The sequence below is a fragment of the Aurantimonas aggregata genome (assembly GCF_010500835.1).
Taxonomy (GTDB): domain Bacteria; phylum Pseudomonadota; class Alphaproteobacteria; order Rhizobiales; family Rhizobiaceae; genus Aurantimonas; species Aurantimonas aggregata.
Window position 1 is genome coordinate 184,945 of record NZ_JAAAMJ010000003.1, and the last position, 20,514, is coordinate 205,458.

The 20,514-nt window shown below is 68.6% G+C and carries 16 protein-coding genes; 1 reads left to right on the forward strand and 15 read right to left on the reverse strand.

Annotated features, from left to right (window positions below):
- Positions 1-30 precede the first annotated feature (30 nt).
- Genes hrpB through GTW51_RS07095 form a run of 4 tightly spaced genes read right to left on the reverse strand, consistent with a single transcriptional unit; the run spans position 31 to position 6,090 of the window.
- A complete protein-coding gene (gene hrpB / locus GTW51_RS07080) occupies positions 31-2,496 on the reverse strand; it encodes an ATP-dependent helicase HrpB (RefSeq protein ID WP_163043197.1) in 2,466 nt (821 codons plus the stop codon).
- Complete coding sequence (locus tag GTW51_RS07085; protein WP_163043198.1) at positions 2,493-3,149, reverse strand: ATP-binding cassette domain-containing protein; 657 nt, start codon at positions 3,147-3,149, stop codon at positions 2,493-2,495. Before GTW51_RS07085 ends, hrpB begins: the two co-directional genes overlap by 4 nt.
- Positions 3,146-4,891, reverse strand: a complete 1,746-nt coding sequence (locus tag GTW51_RS07090) for an ABC transporter permease (RefSeq protein ID WP_343033939.1) — start codon at positions 4,889-4,891, stop codon at positions 3,146-3,148. Before GTW51_RS07090 ends, GTW51_RS07085 begins: the two co-directional genes overlap by 4 nt.
- Entirely contained in the window at positions 4,867-6,090 is a 1,224-nt protein-coding gene (locus GTW51_RS07095; protein WP_163043199.1) for an ABC transporter substrate-binding protein, read from the reverse strand. The genes GTW51_RS07090 and GTW51_RS07095 overlap by 25 nt, the downstream gene beginning before the upstream one ends.
- A 175-nt stretch (positions 6,091-6,265) precedes the next feature.
- Between GTW51_RS07095 and GTW51_RS07100 the strand changes: the two genes are divergently transcribed.
- Positions 6,266-7,021: an SDR family NAD(P)-dependent oxidoreductase gene (locus GTW51_RS07100; protein WP_163043200.1), complete on the forward strand. Its 756-nt coding sequence runs from the start codon at positions 6,266-6,268 to the stop codon at positions 7,019-7,021.
- Positions 7,022-7,030: 9 nt separating this feature from the next.
- On the opposite strand, the gene GTW51_RS07105 is transcribed toward GTW51_RS07100, so the two are convergent.
- The 11 genes from GTW51_RS07105 to GTW51_RS07155 all read right to left on the reverse strand — a co-directional run bounded on the left by GTW51_RS07105 (position 7,031) and on the right by GTW51_RS07155 (position 20,406).
- Entirely contained in the window at positions 7,031-7,678 is a 648-nt protein-coding gene (locus tag GTW51_RS07105) for a hypothetical protein (RefSeq protein WP_163043201.1), read from the reverse strand.
- Positions 7,679-7,682: 4 nt separating this feature from the next.
- Positions 7,683-8,285 carry an HdeD family acid-resistance protein gene (locus tag GTW51_RS07110; protein ID WP_163043202.1) on the reverse strand — a complete coding sequence of 201 codons (603 nt, stop codon included), beginning with the start codon at positions 8,283-8,285 and terminating at the stop codon, positions 7,683-7,685.
- Between the two features lie 99 nt (positions 8,286-8,384).
- Positions 8,385-8,969, reverse strand: coding sequence for an NADPH-dependent FMN reductase (locus GTW51_RS07115; protein ID WP_163043203.1), 585 nt, complete (start codon positions 8,967-8,969; stop codon positions 8,385-8,387).
- Positions 8,966-9,586 carry a class I SAM-dependent methyltransferase gene (locus GTW51_RS07120; protein WP_163043204.1) on the reverse strand — a complete coding sequence of 207 codons (621 nt, stop codon included), beginning with the start codon at positions 9,584-9,586 and terminating at the stop codon, positions 8,966-8,968. Before GTW51_RS07120 ends, GTW51_RS07115 begins: the two co-directional genes overlap by 4 nt.
- Complete coding sequence (locus tag GTW51_RS07125) at positions 9,565-10,251, reverse strand: class I SAM-dependent methyltransferase (protein ID WP_343033941.1); 687 nt, start codon at positions 10,249-10,251, stop codon at positions 9,565-9,567. Before GTW51_RS07125 ends, GTW51_RS07120 begins: the two co-directional genes overlap by 22 nt.
- A gap of 111 nt (positions 10,252-10,362) precedes the next feature.
- Positions 10,363-11,505 (reverse strand): molecular chaperone DnaJ, encoded by a 1,143-nt coding sequence (gene dnaJ / locus GTW51_RS07130; RefSeq protein WP_163043205.1) that lies wholly within the window; start codon positions 11,503-11,505, stop codon positions 10,363-10,365.
- 137 nt (positions 11,506-11,642) lie between these two features.
- Complete coding sequence (locus GTW51_RS07135; protein ID WP_343033942.1) at positions 11,643-12,725, reverse strand: acyltransferase family protein; 1,083 nt, start codon at positions 12,723-12,725, stop codon at positions 11,643-11,645.
- 221 nt (positions 12,726-12,946) lie between these two features.
- Positions 12,947-14,875, reverse strand: coding sequence for a molecular chaperone DnaK (dnaK, locus tag GTW51_RS07140; RefSeq protein WP_246232728.1), 1,929 nt, complete (start codon positions 14,873-14,875; stop codon positions 12,947-12,949).
- Positions 14,876-15,373: 498 nt separating this feature from the next.
- A complete protein-coding gene (locus GTW51_RS07145; RefSeq protein WP_163043207.1) occupies positions 15,374-17,629 on the reverse strand; it encodes a transglycosylase domain-containing protein in 2,256 nt (751 codons plus the stop codon).
- A gap of 230 nt (positions 17,630-17,859) precedes the next feature.
- Positions 17,860-18,690, reverse strand: coding sequence for a MipA/OmpV family protein (locus GTW51_RS07150; RefSeq protein ID WP_163043208.1), 831 nt, complete (start codon positions 18,688-18,690; stop codon positions 17,860-17,862).
- Positions 18,691-19,011: 321 nt separating this feature from the next.
- Entirely contained in the window at positions 19,012-20,406 is a 1,395-nt protein-coding gene (locus tag GTW51_RS07155) for a M20/M25/M40 family metallo-hydrolase (RefSeq protein WP_163043209.1), read from the reverse strand.
- Positions 20,407-20,514 lie beyond the last annotated feature (108 nt).

Here is a 20,514-nt window from a genome sequence, read left to right on the forward strand (position 1 = left end):
CTGCGATCACCTGCCGCGCCGCGAGAGGCTTCAGCGGCGCGGCTTGGCTCGTGCCGTGGCGCGGGCCCGTGCCGGATCCTCCGGCCATTCGTGCTTCGGATATCGGCCACGCAGTTCGGTCCGCACGTCGGCCCACGACCCTTCCCAGAAGCCCGGCAGGTCGCGAGTGATCTGGATCGGCCGGTGCGCCGGCGACAGCAGTTCCAGCGTCAACTTCAGCCGACCGTCGGCGATCGTCGGATGGCGGATCAGGCCGAAGAGTTCCTGAACGCGGATCGCCAACACCGGCTGGTCGGTCTCGTAGCGGATCGGCACCATCGAGCCGGTGGGCGCCGCGAAATGCGTCGGCGCCATCGCGTCCAGCCGGCTGGCGACGCCGTCCGGCAGCAGGCCGCGCAAGGCTTCCGAGAGTGCTCCCGACGCGATCTGGGCCAGCCCGGTCACCCCCGGCAGATAGGGCATCAGCCAACTCTCCAGCCCGGTCAGCAAGGCCTCGTCCGACAGGTCCGGCCAGGGCGGGCCATAGGCCGCGGCGAGAAACCGCATGCGCCGCAGGAGCCGCTCGCCGTCCTTGCCGAAGGGCAGAGCCTGGAAGCCGAGTCGGCGGATGCCGTCAGCGAGGGCAGTAGCTGCGGCCTCGCCCGCCGGCACCGGCTGCGGCGCTTCCTCCAGCGTCGCGCGGCCCAGCCGGCGCACGCGGCGGGCCCGCACCTGCCGTGCCGCCATGTCGAAGCTCACGACATCCTCCACCGTGCCGCGTTCGGCGACAAGGCGCTCCATCGAGGCCGTCGGCAACGCCGCGGCGGCAAGAATCCGCCCGGCCCGCGCCGCGCCCTGCAGCTCGGCGACGACGATGTACTTCTCCCGCGCCAGAGCCTGCGCGGCGTCGAGCACGCCGCCGCGGCCATTGGCGAGGACGAAATGGCCGCGTGCGCCGCGGGCAATGGCGACGCGGTCGGGATAGGCCAGCGCCAGGAGATCGCCCGGCTCGCTGCCCGCATCGGTGAAGGCCGAATCGGGAACGCCGGGCGACGCCGCGATGCGCCGGGCGAGCTTGGCGGCGCCGCGGGCCCGCGGCCCGTCGTCGTTGCGCATGCGCCGCAGCCGCTCGCCGAGATCGATGTCGGTTCCGCCGAGGCCTCGCTCGGTGAGCAGCACCGCCAGCATCGCCGCATCGCGCCGCGCCGCCGGATCGGCACCCACCACCATGCGGGCAAGACGCGGCGGCAGTGGCAGGGCACGCATCGCCTCGCCGGCTTCGGTCAGCCGTCCGTCGGCATCGAGACCGCCGAGTTCGACCAGCAGGGCCCGCGCCTCCGCCACGGCCGGGGGCGGCGGCGTATCGAGGAAGGCCATCTCGGCCGGCTCGCCGACACCCCAGGCAGCGCAGTCGAGCACGAGGCCCGACAGGTCGCTGGCGAGGATCTCCGGGCGGTCGAAGGGCTCGAGCGCCGTCGTCTGCTCGGCCCGCCACAGCCGGATCGCGGTTCCGGGCGCGGTTCGGCCGGCACGCCCTGCCCGCTGGTCGGCGGCGGCTTTCGAGATGCGCACCGTTTCCAGCCGTGACAGGCCGGTCGCCGGCTCGAACACCGGCCGACGGCGGAGGCCGGAATCGATCACCACCGAGACGCCGTCGATGGTCAGCGAGGTCTCGGCGATCGAGGTCGCCAGCACGATCTTGCGCGTGCCGACGGGGGCCGGCCGCACGGCGATATCCTGCGCCGCGCCTTCCATGGCGCCGTAGAGCGGGGCGACGATCACGCCCGCCGGCACCCCGTCCCGCAGCCGCTCGGCGACCCGCTCGATCTCGCGCTGGCCAGGCAGGAACACCAGCAGGCTGCCGGTCTCCTCCGCCAGCGCCGCGCGGACGGCGGCGGCGACGGCGTTCTCGACTGGCTCGGTGCCCGGCCGGTCGCGGTAGCTGATCGTCACCGGAAAGGCCCGGCCCTGGCTTTCGACCACCGGCGCGTCGCCGAGTAGTGCCGCCACGCGCGCGCCGTCGAGCGTCGCCGACATGACGAGGAGGCGCAGATCCTCCCGCAGCGCCGAGGCGACGTCGAGCGCCAGCGCGAGTCCGAAATCGCCGTCCAGCGAACGCTCGTGGAACTCGTCGAAGATCACCGCGGCGACGCCGGCGAGCTCGGGATCGGACAGCACCATCCGGGTGAACACGCCCTCGGTGATCACCTCGATCCGCGTCCGCGCCGAGACTTTCGTGTCGAGCCGCATGCGCCAGCCGACGGTCTCGCCCACCGCCTCGCCGAGAATATCCGCCATCCGCCGCGCCGCCGCCCGCGCCGCGAGGCGCCGCGGCTCGACGAGCAGGATCTTGCCGTCGCCGCGAAACGCCGCGCCGAGGAGATGCAGCGGCACGAGCGTGGTCTTGCCGGCGCCGGGCGGCGCGACGAGGACGGCGCGGCGACGGCTTTCGAGCGCTTCGGTCAGTTCGTCGAGGACGGCGGAGACCGGCAGGTCGGGCAGCGGCGGCCGGGTCATTCGGGACTTTCCGCGAGATCGATCACCGGCCCGCCGGCCGCCGCCGCGTCGTCGCGATCATGGGTGACGAGGACGGCCGAAATGCCGCGATCGGCGACCATGGCGAAGACGAGGTCGCGGACGGTCGAGCGCAGATCCGCGTCGAGCCGCGAGAACGGCTCGTCGAGGAGCAGCGCCTCCGGCTCGGCGAGCAGCGTCCGGGCGAGCGCCACCCGCGCGGCCTGGCCGCCGGAGAGCGTCGCCGGGTCGCGGCCGAGATAGCCGGCGAGCCCGACCTTCGCCAGCATCGCCTCGGCGGCCTCCAGCCGCTGGCGGCGGCCGCGCAGGCGCGGCGGCAGCGCGAAGAGCAGATTGCCGCCGACCGACATGTGCGGATAGAGCAGCGCGTCCTGGAAGAGCAGGCCGACCCGCCGGCGCTCCGGCGGAAGGCCGGTGAGGTCGCGGCCGTTGAGGCGGACGTTGCCGCCCGCCGTGAAGGCGGGATCGAGGAAGCCGGCGATCAGCGCGAACAGGGTGGATTTGCCGGAACCGGACGGGCCCATGACGCTCAGCGTCTCGCCGCCCGCGACATGGCGATCGATGGCGAACAGGCGGCGCGTCCCGAGCCGGACGGTCAGGCTGTCGAGCCGCAGCCCCTCGTCCTCGTTGGTCATGCGGCCCTCATGCCGCGTCGGCGGCCGGCAAGCAAGGCCGGCACGAGGGCGGCCAGCGCAAACAGGGCGAAGGGCAGCAGCGTCTGGAGCAGCGCATAGACGCCGATGACGCGCCGGTCGCCGCCGGCGGCGAGCGCCACTGCCTCGGTGGTGATGGTCGGCAGCCGCCCGGCACCGATCAGCACGGTCGGCAGGTATTGGCCGATCGAGACGGCAAAGCCGATGGCGAGCGCGGTCATCACGGGGGCTGCCAGCAGCGGCAGCCGGACGCGCGTGAAGGCCGTCAGGCGCCCGCGGCCAAGGCTTGCGGCAACGCGCTCGTAGCGCGGGTCGAGGGCGAACCAGGGATCGGCCAGTGCCAGCGCCGCATAGGGCGCGACGAAGACGAGGTGCACGGCGACCAGCAGCGGCAGCGAGGGCGTCAGCCCGGCGGCGATGATCAGCACCTGCAGCCCGAATACGAAGGCCACCTGCGGCACGATCAGCGGCAGATAGATCAGCCCGGCGACCGTCGGGGTGAGCCGGACGGCGCCAGACCGCGCCGCGGGAAACCGCCGCCGCCGGCCTTCGAGCAGCAGTACGACCAGCACCAGTGCCAGCAGAGCAGCCGCCAGCGCGACGACGAAGCTCGTCCAGAGCGGGCCGGATGCGCTGGCAAGGGCGCGCTGCCAGTTGCGCAGGGTGAGTTCCACCGGCGCAAGATCGGGAAATGCCCAGAAGCCGGCGAACGACCAGAGGACCAGCAGCAGGAGACCGACGATCACCGCCAGCCCCGACAGCGCCACCGGCAGCGCCGCGAGGGTCCGGGCCGGACCGTCGGTGGCGAAGCGCCGGCCCGAGCGCGACAGCAGACGCCGGAGCGCCAGGGCAAGCCGTTCCAGCCCCAGCCAGGCGAGGATGACCGCGAGCGTCACGGCAAGTTGCAGCAGCGCCCCCGCCGAGGCGACGAAGCGCTGCGCCAGATCCGGATCGTTCATCCAGGAGAGCAGGCGCACCGCCAGCGGCGCCGGCGTCGAGGGACCGAGGATCATCGCGACGTCGACGACCGAGGAGGCGAAGGCCGCGACGGCGACGATCGGCAGGCGGATCTGCCGGTAGACGGTCGGCCAGATGGTGAGCAGGAACGCCGCCATCCGCCCGTAGCCGAGCGAGCGGGCGAGTTGCATGCGCCGCTCCGGCTCGGCCTGCGGCAGCGCGGCGAAGGCGACGAGCAGCAGGAACGGCATCTCCTTGGCGATCAGCGCCGCCATCATCGACAGGCCCATCGGGTCGCCGACGATCAGCAGGTCCGGCGGCCGGTCGAGCCCCAGTAACGGCGCGGCCATCCGGAAGACGAGGCCCGACGGGGCGATGAGGAAGAGCAGGCCGAAGGCGGCGGCGGCGTGCGGCACCGCGAGCAGCGGCGCGAGACCCTGGCGGGCGGCGTGAAAGGCCGGCGTGCCGAAGAAGGCGGCGAGGAAGATCGCGATGCCGGCGACCGAGACGAGGGTCGTCAGGAGACCGGCGGCAAGGCTCAGTCCCGCCGATGCGGCGAGGCCCGGCTCCGCGACGAGCTGGCGGAACGGGTCGAGGGACAGGCTGTCGCCGCCCAGCGCGGGCAGATAGCCGAAGGCCGGCAGCGCAACGCCCGCCAGCCCGACGGCAACGGGCGCCGCCAGCAGCAGCGCGATCAGCGAAGGCAGCGCCAGGCCGCGCATGGCGCCCTGCCCGGACGGCCTCAACTGCCGTAGCGCTTCGTCCACTCTTCCTCGATGCGGGTCATCCAGGAGGCATGCGGTTCGGGCAGGACCGGGCCGAGTTCGTCCGGCGAGAGCGTTGCAACGCCGCGGTCGATGGCGGCGAAAGACTCGCGGTCGGCTGCCGGCAGGCTGTCCAGCTTGAGCACGGTCGGGTCGCCCCAGAACTGGGGATCTTCCTTGCGGATCTGCGCTTCCGGCGACAGCAGGAAGTTCGCCAACACCATCGCCCCGGCCTTGGCGCTGGAATTGTACGGAATGGCGACGAAATGCGTGTTGCCGAGCGTCCCGCCCGGAAAGGTGAAGGAGCGGACGGTGTCCGGGAGCTCGCCGGCGGCGATCGCCGCCGAGGCTTCGGCCGGGTTGAAGGCGAAGATGATGTCGAGCTCGGAATCGGCCAGAAGCTGCTTCATCGCCGGATAGTTCTGCGGATAGTCGCGCCCCTCGCGCCAGAGCACCGGGCGGATCTCGTCCAGCCATTGCCAGAGCGGCGCGGTGACGATGTCGAAGGTGGCCTCGTCGACCGGTTCGGCGAGCAGCGCGGCATCCTCGATCTGCTCGATCAGCACCTGCTTGAGGAAGCTCGACCCGACGAAGTCCGGCGGTGCCGGATAGGAGAAGCGGCCCGGATGCTCGACGGCCCAGGCGAGCAGCGCGTCGGTGTCGGCCGGCATGTCGGCGATCGGGCCGGAGCGGGCGGTGTCGGTGAAGAACACCATCTTGGCGCCGCCCCAGGGCGATTCCTGGCCCAGCGTCGGCACGGTGAAATCGGTGGTGACGGTCGGATTGTCGGTGTCGACATAGCGCCAGTTCGGCAGGTCGGTGGCAAAGCCCTCGGCCAGCAGCCCCTGCTCCTGCATCGAGACAAAGTTCTCGCCGTTGATCCAGATCAGGTCGACCGAGCCGCCCTCGTCGCGGCCCGCGGCCTTTTCGGCGACCACCTTGGCGACGGCGGTCGCCGTATCCTCGAGCTTGACGTGCTCGAGCGTCACGCCGAACTGGCGCTTCACCTCCCCCGCGGCCCAGACTATGTAGTCGTTGATCGCTGACGAGCCGCCCCAGGCGTTGAAGTAGACGGTCTGGCCTTCGGCCTCGGCCATGACCGCCGGCCAGTCGGCGGGGTCGGGGTCCGCCGCAGCCGCGGGCTGTGCGAGCGAGACAAAAAGCCCGAGCAATGCACCGAGCCTGAGCAAGTTCACGATCATCCCGCACTCTCCGTTCACCGCATGGCCACTCGACATTTTCGCCGCTTGGCCTCACATCGTGCCAGATGGCCCGGCACTCGTGCTAAAAGCAACCGGTGCCCGGACCGCTCGCATTGCCTTGATCGCCGTGTGATGGCAATCGCCACCACGCGTCCAACTGGAAAGAGATCCGCCGATGTCGCAGACACCAGGCGACGACCGCAAGACACTGGTCCTGACGGGTGCCTCGCGGGGCATCGGCCATGCGACGGTGAAGCGCTTCTCCCGCGAGGGCTGGCGCGTGATCACCTGTTCGCGCCAGGAATTCGCCGACAACTGCCCGTGGCCGGCGGGACCGGAGGACCATATCCGCGTCGATCTGTCGGACCAGGAAGACGTCGGCTACGCCATCTCGGAGATCCGCCGCCGGCTCGAGGCCAACGGCTCGGAGCTGCACGCGCTGGTCAACAACGCCGCGATCTCGCCCAAGGCCGAGGCCGGCGCGCGGCTCGACTCGATCCGGACCCCGATGCATGTCTGGCGCGACGTGTTCCAGGTGAATTTCTTCGCGCCGATCATGCTGGCGCGCGGCCTGTTCAAGGAACTTGCGGCGGCGCGCGGCTCGATCGTCAACGTCACCTCGATCGTCGGCAGCCGGGTGCATCCCTTCGCCGGCACCGCCTATGCGACGTCGAAGGCGGCCCTCAACTCGCTGACCCGCGAGATGGCGGCGGATTTCGGACCGGCGGGCATTAGGGTCAACGCCATCGCGCCCGGCGAGATCGAGACGGCGATCCTGTCGCCAGGCACCGAGAAGATGATCGACGACATCCCGCTGCGCCGGCTCGGCCAGACGGCAGAGGTCGCCGACGTGATCTATTTCCTGTGCTCGAACCAGTCGTCCTACGTCAACGGCGCCGAGCTGCACATCAATGGCGGCCAGCACGTCTGAGCCGGTGCTTCAGGCGGAGGCGATGTCGTCCAGCGCCTTGTCGAGATCGGCCCTGACCAGCGCCGTCAGCAAAGCGGGGAACTGCGCGCGATCGACATGGGCGGCGAGTTGCCGCGCATCGTCGCCGAGGCCGAGCTTGCGGCCGGCTTCCAGCGCGCGGGCATCGGCGAACGGGTAGAGCTCGTCCCAGGCCAGCTGCGCCTCGCGGAAGAAGATGTCGGCACCGACGTCGCCGATGCCCTTGAACTCCTTCAGCAGCCGGCGCTCCGCGGTCGGATCGCGGCCCGCCGCCTCACGCAATTTGCGCAGTTCGCCGCCATAGGCCTTGCGGCAATGGTCGGCCATGTCCTTCAGAAAAGTCGAGGTCTTTTCGTCGAAGCGGGCGTAGCCATTGCGGTTGAGGATCAGCACCCGCTCCTTCCACGTCGCCTCCGCCATGCGCTCGGCGGTGGTCAGGCCCGACTCCTTCAGCGCCTTCGCCGCCTGCAGCGCCTGCTCCGCCCCGATGCGGGCGGAGAACAGGTTGGCTTCAACCAGCCAGAGGAAGAGCGGCATCGGCGTGTTCTGCGACAGGTCGAGCCCCAGGGAACCGGCATAGGTCTCGGCCCCATAGCGCTCCATCAGGCGCCCGGTCACGTCCTTCGAGGCAGCGGCCATCCGTTCAGATGGTCCGGCCTGTCGGCCCGTTGCGGGACCCGAGGGCGGCGAACAGCAATGCCGCGCCGGAGCTGATGAAGGAGACGCCGAGGAACAGGCCGATCGCCCAGACCGCCGTGCCCGGCAGACCCATCACGAGGAAGATCGCCAGCGCGATGTTGATCACGCCGGAAACCAGCAGCAGCCAGAAGCGGCCGGTCGAGGCGCGCACCGCCTGGGCGATGACGATGTTGATGATGCCGGACATGAGGAAATACAGCGCCATCATCCAGGTCAGGGTCACCGATCCGGCGAAGGGATCGTAGATGATGACGAGGCCGAGCAGGACGGCGAGCACGGCCAGGACCAGGTTCGACCAGAAGCCGGGCGCCCCGCGTGCGCGGAAGGCCGAGACTGTGCCGAGGATGCCGCCGAAGACCAGCAGCCAGCCGAAAAACAGCGTAGATGCAAGGGTCGCGGCCCAGGGCGCCAAGAGCGCCAGCAGTCCCACAAGGATCATCAGCGCGCCCTGGAAGGCATAGAACTTCCAGTGATCGTGGAGATAGCGCTCCGCGAGACCGGCGGGGCCAGAGTTCGGGCGGTGGCGGGATGCGGGGTCGACGGTCATTGCCAGATTTCCCTTCGGCGAGGGCCTGTTGCCCGGGACCACCCTATAGCATGGCAGCCGGTTCCGTCACCGCCCGCCCTCGCATACGCTGGTATGGTCTCAGGCGTGGCGACCGAGGCTGCGGGACGTGTCGAGAAGCTTGTCGACCAGGGCCTCGAGCGCGGTGCGGGCGACGTCGTCGGCGAGCCGGCCGGTCTCGTCGAAACTCGCGGCAGCATTGGGCACGGTGCATTGCTCGGTCAGAACTTCGGCGTTCAGCGCCCGCATGACGATGCGCAGCGCTTCCAGGCCGCGCATGCCGCCGAAGCGACCCGTCGAGGTCGATGCCAGGCCCGCGACGATGCCCTTGAAGGGCTGGATCGGGCGGCCCTGCACCTTGCGCACCCGGCTGACCCAGTCGATCGTGTTCTTGATCAGCGGCGTCAGCGAGTGGTTGTATTCGGGGCTGACCAGCAGCAGTCCATCCTGGGCGGCGATGCGCTGCGCCAGGAGGACGGCGTTCTGCGGCACGCCCTGTTCCTCCTCGTGGTCGCCGTCATAGATCGGCAGCGGATAGTCGCCGAGGTCGAGCAGCGTCACCACGGCGTCGGAGAGCGCCAGCATCCGCGTCGCCTCGGCAGCCAGCCGGCGATTGTGCGATGCCAGCCGCAGCGAGCCCGGAACGACGAGGATGTTGACGGTCAATGCGTTGCGGCCCTTGCCGGGGCGCTCTGGTCCTCGTCGTAGACCCAGACTCTCGCCGGCGGAATGTTGCTCCAGACGATCGGCGAGTGCCGGACCGTGAATACGCCCTTCACCGGCTCGACCGGCGGCTTCCAGAGATAGGACAGCTGGGTGAGATTGCCGCCGGGCAGCAGCCGCGAGAAATAGTCGGTGAACAGCGCCTGACGCTTCGCCTGTGAAAAGCTGATGATCGGGATGGCGAAGAGGATAGCGGCGAATTTCTCGTCGCGGCGTGCGCCAAGCGTCTTGTCGAGGTCGAAGCCATCGCCCTGGATGATGTTCACCTTGGGAAAGCGCTGCTTCAGCTCGCGGGCAAACTCGGCATCGTATTCGATCGAGGTGATCCGCTCCGGCGCGACGCCGGCGCTGAGCATGGCGCGGGTGACGACGCCGAGCCCGGGTCCGAGCTCGAGGATCGGTCCGTCCAGCGACGTGGTGGCGTGTCGGACCATCATCGCGCAATAGGACGGGCTCGACGGCGCGACGGCGCCCATCTTGACCGGATGCTTCACCCACGTGGCAAGGAAGCGTGCCCAGTCGCTCCCGCCGCCGTCTCTCACTTCGCCATTCGTCGCCATGTCCGTCCCGCCTTTGGTTTGGCTGCTGCCGGCTGTCCCTCTGCCGAGCGGTAGACCAACACCCGTGCCGGCGGGAGGTTGCGTTTCACCCATGGACTGGTTTCGAGCCGGGCGCCGATACGCTCGGGCTTTACCGGAACGGTCAGCGCGTAGGAGAACTGGATGAAGGGAGCGCCCGCCGGCATCTGGCGCAGCGCGCCGCCGACGACCTCTTCGCGCTTGGCGTCAGGCTTGGTGAACAGCGGCAGGCCGGAGATCACCGCCTCGAGCCGCCGGCCCTTCAACACGTCGCGCAGCGTCTCGTGGACGGCGTAGGCATCGCCTTGGATAACCCGGGCGGCCGGAAAGCGCGCGCGCAGGAGAACGCAGAATTCCTGCGAGTATTCGACGAGGACCAGTGCTGATTCGGGGACGCCGTGCTCGATCAGGCACTTGGTGACGACCCCCGTGCCGGGGCCAAGTTCCAGGACGAGCGAGGTTTCGTCGAAGCCTGACGGATCGGGAACATAGGCGGCCATGGCGCGGCCCAGGCTGCGCGAGGATGGCGAGACCGCCCCCATCACCAGCGGGCGCTGCAGCCATCCCCTGAAGAACCGGGCTTCGTCGCTGACCTTCCGGCGCGGTCGGGTCCGCTGCGGAAGCCGCGGCTCAGGCGTTACCAACACTCGCGATACTCCCTTGCTGCGGAGCCTCTGCCCCGCCCCCTGTGTCGCCCAGCACTGTTACGGATTCACGACAGCGCCACCACAGGGGATATCATCAGCACATGGCGCAGCTCAGGTCTCGCTCAACCCCTCGAAGAATTCCTTCATGCGGGCGAAGAATCCGTTCGACTGCGGCGAGGTTTCCGAAGAGGACAACTCCTCGAACTCCTCCAGCAGTTCGCGCTGGCGACGAGAAAGGTTCTGCGGCGTCTCGATCGTCACCTGGATGAACAGGTCCCCAACCTGCGTCGAACGCAGCACCGGCATGCCCTTGCCGCGGACGCGGAACTGCTTGCCGGTCTGGGTGCCCTCCGGAACCTTGACCCGCGTCGTCGCGCCATCCAGCGTGTTGACGTCGAAATGCCCGCCCAGGGCGGCGGTAATCATCGACATCGGCGCCTTGCAGAACAGATCGGCCCCGTCGCGCTGGAAGAACTCGTGCGGCCGCACCGACAGGAAGATGTAGAGGTCGCCCGCCGGCCCACCGCGCAGGCCCGCCTCGCCCTCGCCGGCTAGGCGGATGCGGGTGCCGTCCTCGATGCCGGCCGGAATGTTCACCGACAGCTTGCGCTCTTCCGGCAGCCGTCCGTCGCCGCCGCATTTGCGGCAGGGATCGGCGATGACCTGGCCACGGCCCTCGCAGTTCGGGCACGTGCGCTCGATCGAGAAGAAACCTTGCGCGGCACGAACCCGGCCGACGCCGCCGCAGGTCGGGCAGGTCTGCGGGCTGGTGCCCGGGCGGGCGCCCGAGCCGGTGCACTCGTCGCACTGGATGGTGGTGGGGACGCTGATCTCGGCCGTCTTGCCACCGAAGGCCTCCTCCAGGGAGATCTCCATGTTGTAGCGCAGGTCCGAGCCGCGCTCGCGGCCCGAGCCGCCGGCGCTGCGGCCGCCGCGGGCGCGTCCGCCCATCATCTCGCCGAAGATGTCGTCGAAGATGTCGGCCATGGAAGAGCCGAAATCGCCGCGGAAGCCGCCGGCGCCGCCGCCGTTCTGGAACGCGGCATGGCCGAAGCGGTCATAGGCGGCACGTTTCTGCGGATCCTTGAGGACCTCGTAGGCCTCGGCAAGTTCCTTGAACTTCACTTCCGCCGCAGCGTCACCGGGGTTCTTGTCGGGATGATGCTGCATCGCGAGCTTGCGAAATGCGACCTTGAGTCCCTTTTCGTCGACCTCGCGGGACACGCCGAGCATCTCGTAGTAATCGGCCTTCATTCACGCTTCCATCGTTTGTTCGGCGGGCTGGGACGCAGCAGACGACGGCGCCGGTGACGCCTTTCGTCGCAAGCCCAGCATGTAGGAATGGCCGCCGGGGGTTACCATAGCGGCAGCCGGAATGGAATCGGGCGGCTTCAGGCGGAAGCCAGCCGCGCTTCGCAAGCCGGCCGCGGCCGCGGGCCGGCGATCAGGGCGCCGAAGCGCTTCTCCAGATAGCGATCCGACAGCATCGCCACCGCCAGCGTCGCCGCCATCGGCAGCAGCCAGAAGACGTAGAAGTCGACGATGCCGGCGGGCTCGAGCCAGCGGGTCCAGATGACGGTAAGGAACAGGAACTCCATCACCGGGTGCCAGAGATAGATGCCGAAAGAGACGCGGGTCACCGGCATGGCGAAGCGCAGCGCGGCGGTGGAATTCGGCCGGGCGGTCTCCGCCAGCGCCGTCGCGCTCAGCGAGAAGGCGAGCAGCGCCAGCACGAGATAGGTCGGCAGTTGCCAGATCATCGCGGCGAGCGCTCCGGCGAGCAGGGCAAGGCCCGGAAGGTGCGATCGAATGTCAAGCGCCCGCCGGGCGACGACCCCGGCGATGCAGGCGCCGATGCAGAAATCGGCGAAGGCCCGGTAGGCGCCCATTGTGTCGGCGGTCGTCCAGTGGCCGGACGGAAAGACGCCCCACTGCGACGCCATCTCGAGCGCGGCGATCCAGCCGAGGGTCAGGAGGCCGAGACCCGGCAGCCCCTTCCATCGCATCGCGACGATGATCAGCGGAAACGCCGCGTAGCAGAAGATTTCGGCACTGACCGACCAGGAAACGAAGTTGAGCGCCAGATGGTCGGTGGTTCCCAGCGCGTGGATAGCCAGGAGATGCAGCGGCATCGCTTCCAGCTCCTGGCGCCATGGATAGTTGTCGGCGCCGGCGATCATCGCCAGCAGAGCCACCGCGACGAAGAACAGCGTGACGATGACGTGCAGCGGATAGAGCCGGGCGATCCGCCGCCGCAGGAAGCCGCGATAGTCGGCGACGTCCCGCAGCTCGCCGCCGTAGCGCGTGGTGATGAAGAAGCCGGAGATCATGAAGAACATGTCGAGCAGCGGCAGCAACCGGTGGAGGAACTCCGTGCCGGCCTCGGCCCCATAGGGTGCCGCGAACAGGAAATGATACGCCATGATAAGGATGGCAGCGACAAGGCGCCAGCAGTCGAACAGGCGAAAGTACACGGCACGCTCCGGTCCGATGCGGGGCAGCGCGATACGCGAAAGCCCGACGTGGAAACGCTGTCCATTGGCACGACCGGCCCCCCACCGTGCAAGCGGAAGGTGAAAACTCCGTTAACAGCGCAGTAGCCACGAGGGTGGGTGCCGCAACGCCGCGGCCATTAAAAAAGCCCCGGCGGTTTGGTCCGCCGGGGCTTTCGTCTGTCTCGCTGTGGTCTGAAGCGTCAGGCCGACTTCTTGCGGTCCTCGTCGTCGACTTCCTCGAAGTCGGCGTCGACCACGTCGTCCTTGCCCGATGCACTCGTGTCCTCGCCGCCCGCTTCGCCAGCGGCGTCGCCGGCCTGCGCGGCCTCGTACATCGCCTGGCCGAGCTTCATCGAGACTTCGGCCAGCCGGTCGCTCTTGGCGCGGATCGAGTCGGCATCGGCCGCCTCGTTCTGCAGCTCGGCGCGCAGCTCGTCGATCGCCGTCTGGATCGACGCGCGGTCATCCGCGGAGACCTTGTCGCCATAGTCGGCCAAGGACTTCTCGGCCGAATGCAGCAGGCTTTCGCCCTGGTTGCGCGCCTCGACGGTGGCGCGACGCGCCTTGTCGGTCTCGGCGTTGGCCTCGGCGTCCTTCACCATCTGCTCGATGTCGGCGTCCGACAGACCACCGGAAGCCTGGATGGTGATCCGCTGCTCCTTGTTGGTGCCCTTGTCCTTGGCCGACACGTTGACGATGCCGTTGGCGTCGATGTCGAAGGTGACCTCGATCTGCGGCACGCCGCGGGGTGCGGGCGGAATGCCCTCGAGGTTGAAGCGGCCGAGCGACTTGTTGTCGGCGGCCATCTCGCGCTCGCCCTGGTAGACCTGGATGGTCACGGCGTTCTGGTTGTCCTCGGCGGTCGAGAACACCTGGCTCTTCTTGGTCGGGATCGTGGTGTTGCGATCGATCAGGCGGGTGAACACGCCGCCCAGCGTCTCGATGCCGAGCGACAGCGGCGTCACGTCGAGCAGCAGCACGTCCTTGACGTCGCCCTGCAGCACGCCGGCCTGGATGGCCGCGCCCATGGCGACGACCTCGTCCGGGTTGACGCCCTTGTGCGGCTCCTTGCCGAACAGGTTCTTCACCGTCTCCTGGACCTTCGGCATGCGGGTCATGCCGCCGACCAGCACGACTTCGTCGATGTCCGCGGCCGACAGGCCGGCATCGCGAAGCGCCGCCTTGCAGGGCTCGACCGTACGCTGCACGAGGTCATCGACCAGGCTCTCGAACTTCGAGCGCGTCAGCTTCATCGTCAGGTGCTTCGGCCCGGAGGCGTCGGCGGTGATGAACGGCAGGTTGATCTCGGTCTGCGAGGCCGAGGACAGCTCGATCTTGGCCTTCTCGGCCGCTTCCTTGAGGCGCTGCAGCGCGAGCTTGTCGTTCTTCAGGTCGATGCCCTGGTCCTTCTTGAACTCGGACGCGAGGTAGTCGACGAGGCGCATGTCGAAATCCTCGCCGCCGAGGAAGGTGTCGCCATTGGTCGACTTCACCTCGAACACGCCGTCGCCGATCTCGAGCACCGACACGTCGAACGTGCCGCCGCCGAGGTCATAGACCGCGATGGTCTTGCCGTCGTTCTTGTCGAGGCCGTAGGCGAGGGCCGCGGCCGTCGGCTCGTTGATGATGCGCATCACCTCGAGGCCGGCGATCTTGCCGGCATCCTTGGTGGCCTGGCGCTGGGCGTCGTTGAAGTAGGCCGGGACGGTGATGACCGCCTTGTCGACCTTTTCGCCGAGATAGGCCTCGGCGGTTTCCTTCATCTTCTGCAGGATCATGGCGGAGATCTGCGAGGGCGAATATTTCGTCCCCTCGGCCTCGACCCAGGCATCGCCATTGTCGGCGCGCACGATCTGATAAGGGACCATGCCCTTGTCTTTCTGCGTGGTCGGATCCTGGAAGGTCCGGCCGATCAGGCGCTTGATCGCGAAAAGCGTGTTCTCCGGATTGGTCACCGCCTGGCGCTTGGCCGGCTGGCCGACCAGTCGTTCGCCGTCGTCCGTGAACGCGACCATCGACGGCGTCGTGCGCGCGCCTTCGGCGTTCTCGATCACCTTGGCCGTCTTGCCATCCATGACCGAGACACAGGAATTGGTGGTGCCAAGGTCGATACCGATTACCTTCGCCATGAGCATTCTCCTTTGCGAGCGAGCCGCCCGGGACCCTCTAAGAGGCATTCCGCCAAGGGCGGCCCCCAGAATTCTTGGATACACCGCCGGGCCAAAACCGTTGAACAATCAGGCTCTGCGGGGCTGGCGGCTATATATGAACCGGCATTTGGGCGCGCAAGGCGGACGGTCGCGGTTTCGTGAGCAGGCCCACAGCGATCGGCCCGAATCCCGGGAATGCGACAACGGTAGGGAACCGCAACCGTTCTCGTGCCCTTTACCGACCATATGATCCCAAAACGGGTGGCCAGGCCAGCCTGAGCGGGGTCCTCGCAACTGGAGTACCGTCATGAACAGTATCATTTATATCGTCGGGCTGGTCGTCGTGGTCGCCATCGTGCTGTCGCTTATCGGCGTCCTCTGACGCACCGCGACGCTTCACCGATCACAACGTGATTTTGGCCCTGCCGGTCCTGCCGGCGGGGCCAAATTGCGTCCGGCGCCAGATTTCATTCTTTCCTAGCCGCCGAAGATGCGACGGAACAGCGACTCGTCGCTTGATCTCCCGCCGCTACCGACGCGGCCCTCCACGGTCAGGCCCGGTGGTGGCGGACCGTCGCTGATGATCGCGCCGCGCGGGATGTCGCCCGGCGGCACCGGAGCGCCTCCCTGGCCATCGTAGTAATAGCCGCTGTCCGGCGATGCCGGATCGTAGTAGCCGCCTTCGCCGTAGCCGCTGTCGGCCGTCAGCGGGGCTTCCTGTTCGCCGATGCGGTAATCGCCCGGCAGCGGCGTCGCCGGCAGACCTTCATGCGCGGCGACCATGAAGGCGTGCCAGGCCTGCGCCGGCAGCGTGCCGCCGGTGACCTTCTGCATGTTGGCGCCGTTGTCGTTGCCGAGCCAGACGCCGGTGATCAGATTGGCCGTGTAGCCGACGAACCAGGCATCCTTGAAATCCTGGGTCGTGCCGGTCTTGCCAGCGGCCTGCCAGCCCTCGATCGCGGCGCGCTGGCCGGTGCCGGCTGCCACGACCTGGGTCATCATCGCGTTCATCATCCCCACCACCTCGGCGGAAACGAGGATCGGCGGGACCTCGGCGCCGCGTTCCCACAGCACCTTGCCGTCCTCCGAGGTGACGCGGTTGACCAGATGCGGCGTCGCCCGGTAGCCGCCATTGGCGAACGGCGCGAAGGCGCCGGTCAGTTCCAGCAACGAAACTTCCGACGTGCCGAGCGCGATCGAGGCATTCTCGACCAGCGCCGACCCGATCCCCAGCCGGCTGGCCATCTCGATGACGGCCGGCGCGCCGACGGCCTCGACCAGCTTGGCGGCGACGGTGTTCAGCGACTGGCGCAGCGCGTCGGCGAGCGTAACCGGACCGCGGAAGCGGTTGTCGTAGTTCTGCGGCGACCAGTTGCCGATCTGGACCGGTCCGTCCTCGATCATCGTCTCCGGGCGCCAGCCTGCCTCGATCGCGGCGGCATAGACGAACGGCTTGAAGGTCGAGCCCGGCTGGCGCTTGGCATCCACGGCACGGTTGAACTGGCTCTGGGCGTAATCCCTCCCGCCGACCATGGCCCGGATCGCGCCGGTTCCGTCGAGGGCGACGAGCGCGCCCTGGCTGACATTCTGCTTGGCACCGTCGACGGTGGCGCGGATCGCCTTCTCGGCGGCCCGCTCGAGGCCGAGATCGATCGTCGTCTCGACGATCACGTCCTCCTTCACCTGCCCGACGAGGTCGAGGATATCGCGCATGACGACGTCGGCGGCGTAATGCTCGGCGCCGTTCCAGTAGCTGCGCGCGCTGGTCGGCTTCTGCGCCCTCGCATCGGCCAGCGCAACGTCGTCGATGAAGCCCGTCTCGCGCATCGCCGAAAGCACGACTTCGGCGCGGGCCTTGGCGGCCTCCGGGTCGCGAGCCGGGGACAGTCGCGAGGGCGCCTTGAGGAGGCCCGCGAGCAGTGCCGCCTCGGCGAGGTCGAGTTCGGACGCCGGCTTGTCGTAATAGCGTCCCGCCGCCGCCTCGATGCCGGTGGCGCCCGAGCCGAAATAGACCCGGTTGAGATACATCTCGAGGATCTGGTCCTTGGTGAACTGGTGCTCCAGCCAGAGCGCCAGCACCGCCTCCTGGAGCTTGCGCTCCATGGACTGCTCGGGGCTGAGGAAGATGTTCTTCGCTAGCTGCTGGGTCAGCGTCGAGCCCCCCTGCACGGTCTCGCCGGCAGCCATGTTCTCGAAGAAGGCGCGGACGATGCCGACCGGGTCGATGCCGTAATGGTCGTAGAACCGCCGGTCCTCGATGGCGATCACCGCCTGGGGCACGTAGGGGCTGATCTCGTCGAGGGCGACGGCCTTGCCGCCGGTCAGGCCGCGATTAGCGAGGACCTCGCCAGCGACCGAGACGATCTTGACGTTGGGCGGCCGGTCCGGGATCGCCCAGGCTTCCTGCGGCAGCTTGACGGCGACGTAGCCGACGAGGCCGGCGACGGCGAGGCCGCCGACCATGCCGACGAGGACGAACAGGCGGAACAGGTGACCGATGAAGCTGCGCCGGCGCCGGCCGCCGCCTGCACCGCCGGAACCGGAGGAGCGGCCGCGGCGCGCGGCGTTCCGGCTGCCGGAAGCGGCGCCGGCCTTGGCGTTCTTGCGCGATGACTTGCGGCGAATGTCGTTGGCGGCGGGCGGCACGGCGCGGTCGTCGGCGCTGATCCGGAACTCGTCGTCGGCCGGCCCGGAAAAGGTCGGTTCGATTCGCTCGTGCCGTTTCGCAGCCATCTGCAGCCCTTGTCCGAAGGGCAAGCCGGCATGCCCGGCAGCCCTGTCCCCACTCGATCCCCCGGCGGGCCGGCCTTCCGGGGAAGTCGGCACCGCCTGCATCGCCGCCCTTGGTCGAAGCGGCGAAACGATCGTCGGGGTGGAGCCTAAATGCGGCGAATTAACGGGGCGTTAAGCAATGCGGCGGGGCATGGACCGGCGGTTTGCTGCCGATGCGGCGAGCGCCGCGCCTACCAGAGGTCGAGCGAGAAGCGCTTCGAGACGCCGAGGCCGAAGGTGAACTGGTTGGCGTCGCCCGCCTCGACGATCGGCGAATCCTTGGCGTCGCCGATCAGCCGCGCATAGGAAGCGTCGGCGTCGACGAACCAGTCGGTGTAGACCTCGTAGCGGGCCGACGCCGCGACGCCGACGCTCTTGAAGCCGCCATCGGGATCATAGGGCTCCAGCCGGCCACCGGTGTTGAAGGATTCCGACGTCGTCACGCCGAAATAGGCGTCCATGTAGTCGCTGGACGCGAAGCTGGCGGTCGGGCCGGCCTTGAGGACAAGGCGCTCGGTCGGCCGGGAAATCAGGTTGGCGCCGATATCGCCGACGACACCGTCAGCGCCGCCGAAGGCGTAGCGCACGGCACCGTAGATTTCGGCATGGTCCCATTCGTAGCCGGCTCTCACGCCCAGCTCGTAGGTGTCGTCGACGTCGTCAAGTCCGTCCAGGCCATCGAAATCCGAGGCGTCGCGCTCGCCGACATAGCCGAAGGAGGGACCGATCGAGAAGCCGAGGCCATCCTTGCCACCGAAGGCGCCGATACCTGGGATGCTCAGATACTCGACATTGATGATCGGCCGGGGACTCAGTTCGTAGTCGTCGGCGCCGTCATACTGCGGCGTGACGGTCCCGCCGATACCGAGGAAGATGACGAGATCGGTGTCGCCGTAATCGAAGGCCGCGGGCGCCGGCGGCGCCGGGTTCGGATCGTAGGGCGCATAGACGTCCGCAGCGGCCGCGCCAAGGCTCGTGCCGAGCAGTAGGGCGAGGCCCGCGGCGGCGGTAAGAATACGCATGTCCTGATACTCCAGCCTTCCGCGTCTCTTCAGTCGCCAGTCAAGCCGGCAGGACGCGTGATGCCCTCCGTTCATACGGGAAATTTATGAATCGACAATCAAGGATTGGTCGCTCTGGCGGCGGTGTTCGATGTTTGCGTGGGAGCGTTGCGCCGCGACAACAGCGACGCGATCCGGGCCACCGTAAACGCAGAAGGGCGCGGCAACCCCCTCGGCGCCGCGCCCTTCCGTCTAACCCCGCTTCCCCGTCGGACGAATCACGCCCAGGGAAAGTGCGGCACCCCTCATAAGTCAGATTGGCGGCAATCCGTTAAGCCTTCCTTAACGCGGCCCGCCGCCCAGCGCCGCCAGCACCCGCGCCCAGGAGCGCTGGCCCTTGTGGTAGGACGACATCTCGTACTTCTCGTTCGGCGAATGGATGGCGTCGTCGCCGAGACCGAAGCCGATCAGCAGCGACTCCATGCCGAGCAGTTCCTTGAACTCGCCGACTACCGGGATCGAGCCGCCCATGGCGATCATCACCGCCGGCTTCGGCCATTCGTCCGAGAGCGCCGTCTTCGCCGCCCCGAGCCAGGGCGAGTCGAAGGGCATCTGGATCGCCGGCGACCCGCCATGGTCCTCGAACTCGGCCGTGCAGTCGGCCGGCAGGCGCTCGGTGACGAACTGGCGGAAGGCGGCGCGGATGGCCTCGGGATCCTGCCGCGAGACCAGGCGGAACGAGATCTTGGCATGCGCTTCGGCGGCAATCACCGTCTTGAAGCCCTCGCCGGTATAGCCGCCCTCGATGCCGTTGAATTCGGCCGTCGGCCGCGACCAGACCTGCTCCAGCACCGAGCGATCCTTCTCGCCGGCCGGCACCGACAGGCCGACCTCGCCGAGGAAGTCCGTCTCGGAAAAGCCGAGCCCGTCCCAGATCGCGCGGACCGAGTCCGGCAGTTCGTCGACGCCGTCGTAGAAGCCAGGGATGGTCACCCGACCGTCGGCATCGTGGATGTCGGCGAGGATCTTCGCCAGCACCCGCACCGGGTTCTGGGCCGCGCCGCCGTAATAGCCCGAATGCAGGTCCCGGCTGGCCGCCTTGATCGTGACCTCCTCGCCGACCATGCCGCGCAGGCCGGTCGAGATCGCCGGCGTCTCGCGGTTCCACATGTTGGTATCGCAGACCAGCGCGACGTCGGCTGTGAGCTCGGATCGGTTGGTCTCGAGGAACGGGCGCAGCGAGGGCGAGCCGGATTCCTCCTCGCCCTCGAGAAAGATCGTGACCTTGCAGGGCAGACCGCCGGTCTCCGCCTTGAAGGCGCGGCAGGCTTCGATGAAGGTCATCAGCTGACCCTTGTCGTCGGCGGCGCCGCGGGCGACGATCCGCTTCGAGCCGTCGGGCATGGTGACGACGCGGGGCTCGAATGGATCGGTATCCCAGAGCGCGACCGGGTCGACCGGCTGGACGTCGTAATGGCCATAGAAGAGGACGTGCGCCGCACCGTCGGGGCCGGCGTGATGGGCGACGACCATCGGATGGCCCGGCGTGTCGCGCACGGCGGCGTCGAAGCCGATCGCCGACAGGTCGCCGGCCAAGTATTCCGCCGCGCGCCGGCAATCGGCGGCATAGGCCGGATCGGTGGAGATGGACGGGATCCGCAGAAGGTCGTTCAGGCGCTCGACCGACCGGTCGAGATTGAGGTCGAGCCAGGCGAGGACACTGTCGAGCTTGGGCATGGCGCGGATCCTTGGAAGGCGGCGGTGAACGCTGGCCGCCACGCAAAGAGCGGGCAGCGCGAGCGGATGCCAATGCCTAGAGGAGCCGGTGCGCCGTGATCAAGGGCG